Origin of the sequence: Acinetobacter sp. UBA5984 (assembly GCF_002429925.1) — a bacterium.
Classification (GTDB): Bacteria; Pseudomonadota; Gammaproteobacteria; order Pseudomonadales; family Moraxellaceae; genus Acinetobacter; species Acinetobacter variabilis.
The window spans coordinates 46,384-58,660 of record NZ_DJBE01000082.1 but is presented as its reverse complement, the minus strand read 5'-3'; the positions used below and the strand labels follow the sequence as shown (position 1 = coordinate 58,660).

Below are 12,277 nucleotides of genomic sequence, written 5' to 3'. Positions count from 1 at the left end.
AGACGTAAAAGCGATCAATTTATTAATTTGATATTCGAATAATTAGCACAGCTCTCTTTATTTTAAATAGAAAATATAGATGTCATATGAGGCTTTTGCTAGCTCAACTTAGACTGAAGTCTTAAATCCTAAACAGAACAGTTATTAAAGATAAAAAATGATTGCTGGCTAAGTGTGCAAGCAGCAAGAAAAGTACTTGTTTTTTGATCTAATCTTGGCTAGTATTCAATGCGCCTGAACTAGTTGAAATATAACAAATTCAGCCTATATAGGGCCTATAGCTCAGTTGGTTAGAGCAGCGGACTCATAATCCGTTGGTCGACAGTTCAAGTCTGTCTGGGCCCACCACATTCAACCTCGTAAGCCTTTGGTTTATGGGGTTTTTTGTTGCCTGAAGATTCTAGACCACCGGATTTTCATAGACCATATGTGGTCCATTTGTTCGATAATCCGATGGGCTAAACTCAAAAATCAGAAAATACATTGCCCATTTTCATTTCACTATATTCTCACTTTCGATGTGAGTATCGTAATTGATGAATAAAAAACGATCATAAAGATTGATCATCAAGTTTCGCTATGAGCAGAGAAATGAGTTTTAGTGTGGGGATGGGGAATTTATGCTTACCTGATCTTAGCCCGATGATATAGGGCTAAAACCAGTTTTGGTTGGGGAGTTTGCTTAGATATGTATATTGAGTAAGGGCCAATGGAAACTACAGTCCAGTGTAGAACTTATCGATGAATTGTCTGGTCTTGACCACTAGCGTATTCATGAGTGTTTTACGCTCTGAAATTTTGGGGCGAGTAATAGGTAGATCAGTCACATCTTCACGACTTGGCAGACGTTTGGTGTATTCATATTTACCGATCACTTGTTTGAACACTTCAGGCTTGATTGCTTCTTTTTGACAAAGCTCATCAATCGCTCGTTCTTTTTCTACATCCCAGAATTGTGCAAATGCTTCTTCTACACTTTGCCCTGTGATCATGCGTGGAATATTTTCATCCAGAAATTTTTGGATCAGTTCCTGTTTGTCGTACAGCGTATGATTATTTGCCAGTAGATCTTGCACCTGTGCGCGATATTTTTGCTTTTGTTTCTGATCGGTGTTGTTGACTGCAGATTGCAGTAAATTCAGGATATAACCGACATTGATTGTATCTTTGTGAATGAGTTCCAGTTGAAAGTTCACATCATTCAGTACAGAAACTTTGTCTTTCGGTTGTACGACACGAGTATTGGTATAGAGGTACTTGTATTGTGAGGTATGCTTCTGAAATTCAGCTTTGTTCAAGTCAGTGTCATCTTGATCGTATTCAACAAAGTTTTCCAGTTGTGCATTGATCCGCATGACTTCACGGAAAGCCTTCACATACTGCAATTGCTGCTCTTCTGTGGGTAGTTCCAGTACCTTGTCTGGGTCAGGGGCAATCTTAAGTAATTCGGCAACAGCAGCGTTGTACTTTTCCTTGATGCTTTCAAAGCTTGGAATCAATACTATCTTTTCTGCTTCAGCCTTGTTTGAAAACAGTGCTAGGGCTTTATCTGTAGCTTGTTTCAGATTGCGGAAGCAGACAATATTGCCAAATGGCTTGTCTGCATTCAGGATGCGATTGGTGCGTGAAAATGCTTGAATCAGACCATGATATTTGAGGTTCTTATCCACATACAAGGTATTCAAAGTCTTTGAGTCAAAACCTGTCAGGAACATATTCACAACTAAGAGGATATCAATTTCTTTTTTGCGTACCCGATTGGCAATATCTCGATAATAGGCATAAAACTCATCACCTGAGTTAAAATTCTGTCCAAATTGAGCATTATATTTCGCAATATAGCCATCGAGCTTGTCACGGTTGGACTGACTGATTCTTGTTGGGATATCAGCAGATTCTTCATCAATCAAACCATTACTGTCTTCAACTTTGAGTTCTTCATTGGCTGCAAAGGAGAATATAGTTGCCACAGTGAGAGGCTTAAAGATTCGGCCTTGATCTTCTGCTTCTTGTTGCTTTTGCTGCTGTACTTTTTCAAATAGCGCATAGTATTGATTCAGTACATCGACTGAACTTACACAGAACATGGCAGTGAAGTTCTGGTTCTTGGTTTTTATGTGGTGATTGTCGACAATATAGCGAGTGATCATCTCCAGACGTTCTGGATTGTCAAACAGTTCTTTGGTGTCTATACCTTCAACATCTTCTTCATAATTGTGACTGGTTTCGATACCGTTTGCAGTGTATTTACCTAGGTAGCTAATCTGGAAAGGTAATACATTCCCATCCCGGATTGCATCGGTAATCACATATTTATGCAGGCATTCATCAAATAGGGCATTGGTGGTCACAGCCTTGGAATCAATTTTAAGTTGGCTGTTTGTTTCGAAAATAGGTGTGCCAGTAAAGCCAAACATTTGTGCATGGTTGAAAAAGCGTTTGATATTACGATGCGTATCACCAAATTGACTACGATGACATTCATCAAAAATAATCACGACTTTTTTGTCTTTCAGATAGGCAATTTTATCTGCATAGCGATCCGAACTAATCGCAATATTGAGTTTTTGCAAGGTCGTTACAATGAGCTTGTCATGTTTCTGACCCAATTGATTGACCAGAGTATTGGTATTCTTGGTGGTATCAACACTATCCTTTTTGAAAGCATTGAACTCTCGCACTGTTTGCGTGTCCAGATCACTACGATCCACGACAAATAGCACTTTTTCTACTTCAGGTAAGCGCATGATCAATTGACTGGCTTTGAATGAAGTTAAAGTTTTACCTGAACCTGTGGTATGCCAAATATAGCCATGAGTTTTGGCTGTTTGTACACGCTGAATAATTTGCTGTACTGCATAGATCTGGTAGGGGCGAAGTACCATTAAGCGCTTTTCTGCCTCCAGAATCACCATATATTCAGTCAGCATCTGAGTAATATGAGAGTGGTTCAGAAAGGTATCTGCAAAAGCATCGATTTTGTGGACATGCTTGTTGTCAAAGTTTGCCCAAGGAAAGGTAAATTCGAAGTTATTTGTCCCTGTGGCATAGTAATGCGTATGGTCACGATTACTGATCACAAAAAGCTGAATATAGTTGAATAAGCCTGTACCACTGCCATAGGCTGCTTTGGCATAGCGCTGCGTTTGATTGAATGCTTCAGGGAGTTCCACACCAGCACGTTTCAGTTCAATTTGAACTAATGGTAGGCCATTAATCAGCAGGGTAACGTCAAAGCGACTGGTATGCCCATTGATACTGGAATGATCAATCGCAATTTGATGTGTTACTTGGTAAATGTTCTTACTTGCGTCCGAGAACAGAAAGTCGATATGTCGTGTTGAACCATCATCAAAGGTCACTGGAAAGCGATGACGTAGCACTTTGGCACAATTGAAACTATTGCCAGCTTTCAGATGATTGAGAATCTGTCCCCATTCATTTTCAGACAGTACAGAAAGCCCATTGGCTTGCTCAATCTGGGTTTTGAGATTGATCAGGAGCTGCTTTTCATCTTTTACATCAACTTGACGATAGCCTAAGGTCTTTAAGTGCTGAATCAATTCATTTTCAAGTTGTTCTTCGCTTTGTACTGACATTTACCGCTTTACCCCCACAATTTCATTTATTCTTGGATTACACGCTCAACTTGGTTTTGTTGCCATGTTTCATAAGTCAGATGGTTGGTCGAATCTTTCCATTCTTTACGACCATTACATGCTCTTCCCAAGATGACTGCGCCTGCTGCTGATGGACTTGAAAATAAATAGTCTTGATTGAACGTATAGGTATTTGGATCAATGATGTTATTTTCAAACAACTGTGGTCGAAGGTTCTTCATATAGTTGTGTGTAGGTTGACTGACATCTCTACGTACTTGGGAGCCTTTGAGTACATAGAACTCACCATCAATGATTTTTGCTTTGGCTTGAATATCTCTTGCGGATAGGTAGAAATCTGCTTCTGTATTGGAAGTATCCACTGAAGTAGGAGCAATACTATGTACTTTTGGCTGTTCACTTGGATATTTCATTTCCTTGAGGAATGTATATCCAAGGGCAGGAAGAACCACTTGTATTTGTTCCAGAAAGTATTCCATATCCGCTGTATCTGATTCAGGTAGGCGGTTGTAGAGGTGTGCTGTGCCATTTTTGAGTAGGCATTGTCCGCTACGCTTCGCAATATCGATCAAGCGACTTTCAAGGTACTTAATATGGGTCTTGGTGATGTTCTGGTCTTTACCTGTGACCAGACATACTTTTTCCCAGAAGTCCTTTCCACCTGCTTCTTCAGTACGGTTATGCTGTTTCAAACGGTTAGCGACATCATCTGATTCACCAATATAAACGCTTGGTAAGGAGTCTTCGGGATCTTGACCCACAAGGAAATAGATACCTGTTCTGGCACATTCTTCTCGCTGGATGAGATCCAAGAGTTTAGTGCGTGGTGCTGAAAGAACATGACCTGTCCAGTTGATAATTTCAGCCGTCAGGATGCCATTTATCGAACCATCCACCAAAAACAGCTTGATACTTTTTCCGTGGGTCATTGTTTTCCCCTATACAAACATTTGCTGCAACAAGCCTTTTTTCCATTGTTTGGCCTGTTCAATTTGCTGTGCAGTTACTTCAATTTTTTGGTCGATGGATGACAAGAAGTTAGCTATTTTTGTTTGTTCCTCTAGGCAAGGAAAATCAAAAGTGAATTCATTCAAAGTACCTGTCGTAATTTGGTTAATCCGTGCCCCCAAATTCATCTGAATCTGTTCAAAAAACCACGGTGTTTGCATGAGGTAAGCAATAAAACGATTGTATTGGCTTCGATAAACAGACATAAATGCACCGAATGTCATGACTTCATTATCATTAATAATGACACTTTTTCCGATGAGCCTCTGACTTCCATTTCTAGTACAAATTAAAATATCATTTGGTTGAACAAGGATTTTGTCTTTGATCTTTTTATTTACACGCACTTGATCATTTTTATTCAACCGCCCATTCTTAATATTTGATGAACGTAAGACTAAGATACCTGAACCATCATTCGTAACATCTGTTGGAGAATAAGTTAATCCAATAATATTTTCACCCACTTCAGCAAGGGTTCTACTTTCCCACTCCGCAAACTCACTACCATCATCAGCCTTGAAGCGAATTTGCTGACTGAATAGCTTTTGCATCATGCCTTGTTTGTATTGGCTGAGGAGTTGGTGTTTTTGTGTCAGTTGATTAATCTTTTCATCTACTGCTGAAAGAAAAGAAGCAATTTTTGTTTGTTCTACTTTAGAAGGAAAATTTAAATAAATTTCTTTTACTTCAGAAGCCAATACATGTTCAATTGTGTTACCAGTTTTAATTTGAGAAATAATTTTTTTCCCAATTGGAGTATAAAAATAATATTTAACAAAATGAGAATTGGTTTCTTGTTCTTTGTGAGGTGAAAGTACAATTAAAGCATGACAGTTTGCATTGTCATATTCTTTATCAATAACTGCACATTCCCCCACATGGCCGCTTTGAACCATCAAAATGTCGTCTATTGCTAGTTTTGAATTACTTTTTTTAGCGTGAAATTCTTCAGAAATATAGATCAAACCAGTTGGATCAATTCTTCCATCTTTTACATTCTTACCTTGTAAATATTTCACACCGTTAGCTACATAATACGGAGTAGCGATCCCAACAAATCCATTTCTAATTTTTGGAAAAAATTTTTTCAAAGGAGATGAGATCCAATCTCCATCAAATTCTGTGAATCTCAATGCTGGAGTAGTCATTATTTAATCTCCGAAAAAGGAGAGTCGATACCAAGTTCTTTGCAGAAATCAGCAATCACTTGATCTGTTTTCTTACTTGCTTGTTCAAGGTCTTTGAGTTGCTGTGCAATGGTATTCAGATCAATTTCATCTTCCACTTCAAAAGTATCAACATAGCGTGGAATATTCAGGTTGTAGTCATTATCTTTGACTTCTTGCAACGTGGTGACTTTGGCATATTTCTCGATGTTCTGACGCTGTGTAAAGGCATCAATAATCTTATCCAAATGCTCAGGCAGTAACTTGTTTTGGTTCTTCTGCTTTTCAAAGTCATTACTAGCATCAATAAACAGAATATCACCTGTATGGGTGCGATTTTTCTTGAGTACCAAGATACAGGTTGGAATAGATGTGCCATAGAAGATGTTGGCAGGTAAACCAATGATGGTATCTACCACATTCATTTTCTCAATCAGGTACTGACGAATCACACCTTCACTTGAACCACGGAACAGTACACCATGCGGAAGAACAACGGCCATCGTGCCTTGCTCATCCAATTGATGAAGCATGTGCTGAACAAAAGCCATATCTGCTTTTGAACTTGGAGCTAACTTACCATAACGGCTGAAACGCTCATCTTGTAAGTAAATAGGATCTGCTGACCATTTTGCAGAGAATGGAGGGTTAGCTACTACTGCATCAAAGCGCATATCAATATGCTGAGGACGTGTCAGTGTATCTTCTTGCTTGATATCAAACTTGGCAAAATGTACATCATGCAAAATCATGTTCATACGTGCCAAGTTATAGGTGGTACGATTCATCTCTTGACCAAAGATCATATCTACGTCTTTGACTTCACGTTTAACACGTAATAGCAAAGAACCCGAACCACAGGTCGGATCATATACAGAACGTAAGCGATCTTTGCCTTGTGTGACAATTTTGGCAAGGAGAGTAGATACAGTTTGAGGGGTATAGAATTCACCTGCTTTTTTGCCTGCGCCAGAAGCAAATTCACCAATCAGGTATTCATAAGCATCACCCAAAACATCAGATTCTGAGTTACTCAAGTCAAAATCAATATTGTCCAGATGAGTGAGTACTTTGCTGATTAACTCATTTCGGTCATTGGCGTTGTTACCCAACTTGGTTGAGTTGATATCAAGGTCTTCAAACAGGTTAGCAAAGTCATCTTCAGACTCAGCACCTAATGTACTACGTTCAATCGCTCTTAGTGTTTCGGCCAAATCATCCAGAATAAATTGATTTTGACGACCACGTTCTGCAAGGGTATGAAAAAGTTGACTAGGAGATAGGGCATAACCCACTTCATCTACCGAGTTTTCTTTGATACCTTCGATCAATTCTGCATGGTCAGGATTGCTTTCATCCAATTCATTGTACTTTTCCGCCATGCCTTCATCTTTCAGAAGCTCATTGGCAAAGGTAATTGCTTTCTCAGACAAATATTTGAAGAAAATGAAACCGAGGATGTAGTCACGAAACTCATCAGCACCCATTTTTCCACGTAAATCATTGGCAATATTCCATAGCTGTCTTTGTAGTTGTTGCAATTGAACCTGGGTCATCTTGAACCTTATTAAAATATGAAGCAAATTGTGGTTAGTTTACCGATAAATACTATTTTTATCATGTAATAAAAGGAGTATTGCGACAGACTTTGGCGTATAGGTATAGCCTATTCAGCTTTTTATTCATAGCTGTAAGAAACCGTATTTCTTGAAGATATTATTTATGTGGTCTGAAGCCAAAGGAGTGACCATGAAAAAATATTATCCAGAACTTGAATCAGTGTCAGATGTATTGGAATGTATTCCGCATCATCAAACCCAATCCATAGCGAATGCTATTCGTGTCTGCAATGATATGGATAGTGATAACGTGGCCAAAGTCTGTGCTGTATTGAAAGTCATCTTATAAGTCAACCATTTCCATTTTATCTATCCCAATATGCCATTCGGTGTATTGGGTTTTTTTACGTCTACAGGAATCAAAACCATGCAACCACGTATTCATGACAAAATAGGCTATAACCTGATTCATACTTTTACCTGCAATAAACTGTCTGATCGTGCCGAAGGTCAACTGCACTATCAATTATGGCAACACAGTGAAGATCAATCTTTTGGTATTGCGATAAGCAAGAATGAATCTACAGGAGGCTTTAGTGCAGAGCTGATCAAAGTCGATGACATTATTCAACTGCTTGGTAAGTTATATCAAGAAGGCAAGCCTTTCCATGCTACCGCATTGAAATCACTGTTCATTGGTAAGTCAGTCAATAACTCAAGTTTTTTAGGGGCTATACTGGTCGATCAGAAAGTGATTCATAGCCATCCACAAACTGCACGCTTGCTGGAAGTCAATGAGGACTATGAACTCTGGTCAATTGGTTTGGAAAGTCATCTGAAAACGGGGCAAGAAGATATCGATTCATCTCACGCTGATAAAACTACTGGACTGAAATCCACAAAAAAGCGTCAGCATAAAGCTGCTGAAAAAGTTGAATCTACTTCGATGGATGAGGGTAGTGAAGATGAAATTGATCAAGAGTAAATCAGATATCCAGAAAGTGCATGAACAGCCCATAGCTCATGCCATTCTTGAAACGATGCAAATCCTTGAGCATCAGTATGAAGAACCTTATCAAGCCACCCTACATGGGTGGTTTGTTGTTTGTGAAGATGAGCAAGACCTGATTCAGCCTTTTGAAAATCTTAGCTTCAGTCTTTCTGAAAAGCTGAACATGGGAGAGATTGAGTTTGTTGAAAAGAAGAAGGATTGGTTTGAGGTCTACATCATGCTTAACGACAATGAAGGCATTTTGGTCTATGTTCCGAAAGCCATTTTTGAACAACATCAACTACAAGTGATGTAGACCTGTAACACCACTCCTGACGTAGCAACCTCACTATTAACTTTAATCTGAGCGAATTTTATGACCAAGCGAAACTTATTTGCTTTAGGCCAAGTCGTGTCTACACCGAATGCACTTCGCTTCGCTGAAGCTGAAAACATTGACTTACTGGCATTACTTGCACGACATCATCAGGGAGATTGGGGTGACGTGTGTGAAGAAGATCGAGAATCCAATGAAGAAGCTTTACTGATGCACTTACGCATCCTATCCAGCTACAACTTTTCCAAGGATAAAATCTGGATCATAACCGAAGCTGATCGATCAGTAACCACGATTTTACTGCCCAGTGACTATTGACCGTAGCACGTACCGCAGAATGAACCGTAAAGCTTTTCGGCTTTACGGTATTTTTTTCTTTTTCTTTTGTTGGTAAGGCTTGATAGGTGTACAGGATAAGCAGTTTAAGGGTCTACTAGTCCTTGGGGCTGCCCATTCTAAAAGCTGACAATAGCTATTTTAATCACACTTATTTGCTTCAGTGTAATAACCAGTCTTTGTACTTTTTGCTTTGATAATTTTGTATTTGAACTGAGATAACGATTTTTCATTTTTTCCAAAAAATTCAAGTAGATAACGATTAAAGGTATTTCGGCTAATACGCTTCTTTACTTCTATTGAAATAGACTTTTCTATACTTCGATTTTTACTTTTATCCACTGAATATACCGGCTGATTGAAGTTGAAATGATTGATAAAGCGTTGGTATAGCTCACCAGAACTTTTGAATCCGTCCGTATTCAAAATATGAGCCATAAAATGATAGAAATCATCCTTACTAGTCTTTCTGGGCTCAAGAAAGTTTTGATCCAACGGTTTGATAAAACCATGTTTATCATAATAGATGCTACGAAATTCATTTAAACGTTCAGCATCTAGAGCATATTGAGCAACTCTGATGTAGGCGTAGTGTTTCTTAAATTGATCTAAGTAATAGTAAGCCTGTTTTTGAGTGATAGGAGATCCACAATATGGATATGAGCATTTATAGATCAAAGGAAGATCGGCGCTATGAGCTGGGCATAGGGTTACGAGTTTGACCAAATGTTTTGGTTTAAGTCTCTTACTAAATACTAGGTCGAAATTGCTATTTAAAATATTGAAGACATTCTTGGGAATTGCCATAAGTCTACACCACAAAATGAACAATTCTAGATTATAACCGTTATTCGCCAATCATCTACTAAAACGATAAAAATGGAAAATAAGTTCTGCAGCCCAGATGTTAGTATTTTTTTATTCATATAAGCTTGTTTTTGTTCCGATCAACTACCAAGGGAATTGCAATGGACACATTAGACGTACAAGTAGCAAATCGAGATGCTCTCGATTTGACTGATGATCAAATAAATGAGCTTTTATATGAGTGCGGTTATTCAATGTCGCAAGACGATGATCCTCTAGCAAATGAACCTATTCTTATTTTTATGGATATAGGAGATTTTTCCCTCGAGGATGAGGATGAGGATATTGTTCTCAAATAGATTTATTGGCTGTAGGTCAATGGTGACTATCGCCTAGGCGATTCAAGTATGGCAGGTGGTTCTAAGGCTAAAAGCAGTAGTTCTACCATTTGAAGTAAGCAGTCAGCATATAACTGCTTACTTCTTTGTAAAGCCACTCTATGGTAAATCTCACATTGTGAGAATGACAGGGTGGAATATTTATCAATTTAAGGTGTTTAAAATGCAAAAAGTTCAAATGAATTCAAAAAAATACTCTCATCTAGGAAATTTTACTGGCCGTATTTTATTGACAAATTCTCAGTCAAAAACTGTGGTAGTACCAGTAACCCATATATTCGATCATCTAGATCAGTTACCTTTAGAAAAGCCTATCGCAGTGAAAAATGCTAGAGCTTTGTTTAATAGTATGAGCACACAAATTGTGCTGGATCGTCAGATGTATGAACTATTGATTGTCTTCCTAAAAGGACTTTATGCAATCAGACATAATCGTAGTCATAAAACTATAGAAAAGTTACCAAGCAGTTCTGCCTTGCCTAGTTATTTACACTCTATGCCAGGTCAATACCCATCTATTCATTTTGCCTGGAACACTATTCCACCCGGAATGATTTAATAACTTAAATAGTTATACAAAATTCGCGTTCATTGGCGCCAGAACACGAATTTTCTGTACTAGGCCTTAACATGATTTTGCACTTGATCAGGCGAGAGCATGTAACTGCTTAATCCATTCTATGTCGGTACTTTCACTTGATCGTGACTTATACCGTCAGCACTTTGACACAAATCTATTGGTTTTTTGATGAATAGCGTTAACCCGTTAGGGGTTCGTATGTCTTGAAAAAAGTAGGTTGTACATTCTTATTTTTGTATGTAATTGATTAACTTGAATATATTATTTTTTCGATGTGAGGAGTATGTTATATGTCACTTAAAAATATCGATTGGTCCCAATTTCAAAAGGGCAAAGAATATGATGTCAGCAAATTAACTTCTGGCTTCAAAGGCTTGAAATTTATCAGTAACGCTGAAGGTGTTCGGTTCATTATTCGCTTGGTTTACCAAGGTAAGAAAGTATCCCGTAGTTTGGGTTCATGCAATCAGTCTGAAATTGTTGAAATGCTTGAATCCTTAAAGCCAAAGGTAGAGGAATATCATCGCTTAATCAGTCAGAACTGTCATCCATTTGCACAGCAACTCAAGCCAGAGGTAGTTACCTTTGGTCAGTTTGCACAAACTGTTTATTTGGTTGAGGCCAAGAGCAGGAAGAAGTCCTATTGTGATGATGAATCACGTCTAAGAATGCATATTGCACCTGTACTGGGGAATTATAGCTTTAAGGAGATTACATCGGGACAATTAAGCCAGTTAATTGCGGATTTACACCATCAGAAGAAGCTGAGTAATGCGACCATCAATCGTGTGAGAGCATTATTGTCAGCAATCTTCAATATGGCAATCGATCATGAGTTAATTGAAACTAATCCAGTACAACGAGTGAAAAAATATAAGGAGAATAACCAAAAAGAACGCTATCTCAATGAAGATGAGCTGAAAAAGTTGATGAATGTTCTCAGCCAGCCAACACAGTTTGGCATCAGTAATCTGGTCATTGTTGCTGTAATTAAATTCTTACTGCTGACTGGTGTGCGTAAGCGAGAAGCACTGGATATGCTATGGACTGACGTTGATCTTAAAACAGGCGTATGGCTGCTATCTGAAAATAAGTCGGGTAAGGCCAGACGCATACATTTGAATCAAGATGCTCTGTCTATTATTCATCAGATGTCTAAAGAGCATCGTCATATTTTCGCCAATCCATGTACAGGCTTGGCATTCAATGATATCCGTAAAACCTTTGACAAAGTAATGGCTATTGCAGGGATCGACAATATGCGTATTCATGACCTGCGTCATAACTTTGCAAGCTTAGCCGTGAACAGTGGTCAAAGCTTATATGTGGTACAGCATTTACTTGGACATGCGTCACCACAAACGACTCAGCGATATGCCCATTTGCAATCTGACACTTTACTGGCTGCATCAGAACATGTAGCAAGCAAAATCCGTGAAGCGAAAGTCGCTTAACTCACCTTAATTCAAATC

12 protein-coding genes and 1 tRNA gene are annotated in these 12,277 nt (G+C 38.5%); 8 read left to right on the top strand and 5 right to left on the bottom strand.

Going from position 1 to position 12,277, the window contains the following annotated elements:
- The first annotated feature begins 271 nt into the window (after positions 1-271).
- Positions 272-348 (top strand) — tRNA-Ile (locus tag B3J29_RS13950).
- A 368-nt stretch (positions 349-716) separates the two neighbouring features.
- Here the strand turns inward: B3J29_RS13950 and B3J29_RS13945 are convergent.
- From B3J29_RS13945 to B3J29_RS13930, 4 genes are read right to left on the bottom strand one after another with little or no spacing between them, the layout of a single operon-like run.
- On the bottom strand, positions 717-3,599 hold the full coding sequence (locus B3J29_RS13945) for a type I restriction endonuclease subunit R (RefSeq protein WP_286965942.1): 2,883 nt from the start codon (positions 3,597-3,599) through the stop codon (positions 717-719).
- Between the two features lie 26 nt (positions 3,600-3,625).
- Positions 3,626-4,549: a GIY-YIG nuclease family protein gene (locus B3J29_RS13940; RefSeq protein WP_223106667.1), complete on the bottom strand. Its 924-nt coding sequence runs from the start codon at positions 4,547-4,549 to the stop codon at positions 3,626-3,628.
- Between the two features lie 9 nt (positions 4,550-4,558).
- Positions 4,559-5,779, bottom strand: coding sequence for a restriction endonuclease subunit S (locus B3J29_RS13935; RefSeq protein WP_286965937.1), 1,221 nt, complete (start codon positions 5,777-5,779; stop codon positions 4,559-4,561).
- Entirely contained in the window at positions 5,779-7,353 is a 1,575-nt protein-coding gene (locus B3J29_RS13930) for a type I restriction-modification system subunit M (RefSeq protein WP_286965935.1), read from the bottom strand. The genes B3J29_RS13935 and B3J29_RS13930 overlap by 1 nt, the downstream gene beginning before the upstream one ends.
- A gap of 193 nt (positions 7,354-7,546) precedes the next feature.
- Here B3J29_RS13930 and B3J29_RS13925 point away from each other — a divergent pair, with 193 nt between their 5' ends.
- From B3J29_RS13925 to B3J29_RS13910, 4 genes are all read left to right on the top strand, one after another.
- Positions 7,547-7,705: a hypothetical protein gene (locus tag B3J29_RS13925; protein ID WP_171431988.1), complete on the top strand. Its 159-nt coding sequence runs from the start codon at positions 7,547-7,549 to the stop codon at positions 7,703-7,705.
- Between the two features lie 78 nt (positions 7,706-7,783).
- The gene (locus tag B3J29_RS13920) at positions 7,784-8,341 is read left to right on the top strand and encodes a hypothetical protein (RefSeq protein ID WP_286965932.1); all 558 of its coding nucleotides are present in this window, start codon (positions 7,784-7,786) and stop codon (positions 8,339-8,341) included.
- Entirely contained in the window at positions 8,322-8,663 is a 342-nt protein-coding gene (locus B3J29_RS13915) for a hypothetical protein (RefSeq protein ID WP_286965930.1), read from the top strand. Before B3J29_RS13920 ends, B3J29_RS13915 begins: the two co-directional genes overlap by 20 nt.
- Before the next feature lie 60 nt (positions 8,664-8,723).
- Positions 8,724-9,002, top strand: coding sequence for a hypothetical protein (locus B3J29_RS13910; protein ID WP_171431985.1), 279 nt, complete (start codon positions 8,724-8,726; stop codon positions 9,000-9,002).
- A gap of 159 nt (positions 9,003-9,161) precedes the next feature.
- Here the strand turns inward: B3J29_RS13910 and B3J29_RS13905 are convergent, their stop codons facing one another.
- A complete protein-coding gene (locus B3J29_RS13905; protein ID WP_286965927.1) occupies positions 9,162-9,827 on the bottom strand; it encodes a hypothetical protein in 666 nt (221 codons plus the stop codon).
- A 161-nt stretch (positions 9,828-9,988) separates the two neighbouring features.
- Here B3J29_RS13905 and B3J29_RS13900 point away from each other — a divergent pair, with 161 nt between their 5' ends.
- The 3 genes from B3J29_RS13900 (at position 9,989) to B3J29_RS13890 (ending at position 12,259) form a co-directional block, all read left to right on the top strand.
- On the top strand, positions 9,989-10,186 hold the full coding sequence (locus tag B3J29_RS13900; protein ID WP_286965925.1) for a hypothetical protein: 198 nt from the start codon (positions 9,989-9,991) through the stop codon (positions 10,184-10,186).
- Between the two features lie 202 nt (positions 10,187-10,388).
- Complete coding sequence (locus B3J29_RS13895) at positions 10,389-10,784, top strand: hypothetical protein (RefSeq protein WP_286965922.1); 396 nt, start codon at positions 10,389-10,391, stop codon at positions 10,782-10,784.
- Positions 10,785-11,095: 311 nt separating this feature from the next.
- Entirely contained in the window at positions 11,096-12,259 is a 1,164-nt protein-coding gene (locus B3J29_RS13890; RefSeq protein WP_286965920.1) for a tyrosine-type recombinase/integrase, read from the top strand.
- Positions 12,260-12,277 lie beyond the last annotated feature (18 nt).

Bases quoted from the DNA above. Each gene is read 5' to 3' on its own strand.
- B3J29_RS13900 (WP_286965925.1), top strand. From the start codon at position 9,989: ATGGACACATTAGACGTACAAGTAGCAAATCGAGATGCTCTCGATTTG.
- B3J29_RS13925 (WP_171431988.1), top strand. From the start codon at position 7,547: ATGAAAAAATATTATCCAGAACTTGAATCAGTGTCAGATGTATTGGAA.
- B3J29_RS13895 (WP_286965922.1), top strand. From the start codon at position 10,389: ATGCAAAAAGTTCAAATGAATTCAAAAAAATACTCTCATCTAGGAAAT.
- B3J29_RS13935 (WP_286965937.1), bottom strand. From the start codon at position 5,779: ATGACTACTCCAGCATTGAGATTCACAGAATTTGATGGAGATTGGATC.
- B3J29_RS13890 (WP_286965920.1), top strand. From the start codon at position 11,096: ATGTCACTTAAAAATATCGATTGGTCCCAATTTCAAAAGGGCAAAGAA.
- B3J29_RS13945 (WP_286965942.1), bottom strand. From the start codon at position 3,599: ATGTCAGTACAAAGCGAAGAACAACTTGAAAATGAATTGATTCAGCAC.
- B3J29_RS13910 (WP_171431985.1), top strand. From the start codon at position 8,724: ATGACCAAGCGAAACTTATTTGCTTTAGGCCAAGTCGTGTCTACACCG.
- B3J29_RS13920 (WP_286965932.1), top strand. From the start codon at position 7,784: ATGCAACCACGTATTCATGACAAAATAGGCTATAACCTGATTCATACT.
- B3J29_RS13915 (WP_286965930.1), top strand. From the start codon at position 8,322: ATGAAATTGATCAAGAGTAAATCAGATATCCAGAAAGTGCATGAACAG.
- B3J29_RS13905 (WP_286965927.1), bottom strand. From the start codon at position 9,827: ATGGCAATTCCCAAGAATGTCTTCAATATTTTAAATAGCAATTTCGAC.
- B3J29_RS13930 (WP_286965935.1), bottom strand. From the start codon at position 7,353: ATGACCCAGGTTCAATTGCAACAACTACAAAGACAGCTATGGAATATT.
- B3J29_RS13940 (WP_223106667.1), bottom strand. From the start codon at position 4,549: ATGACCCACGGAAAAAGTATCAAGCTGTTTTTGGTGGATGGTTCGATA.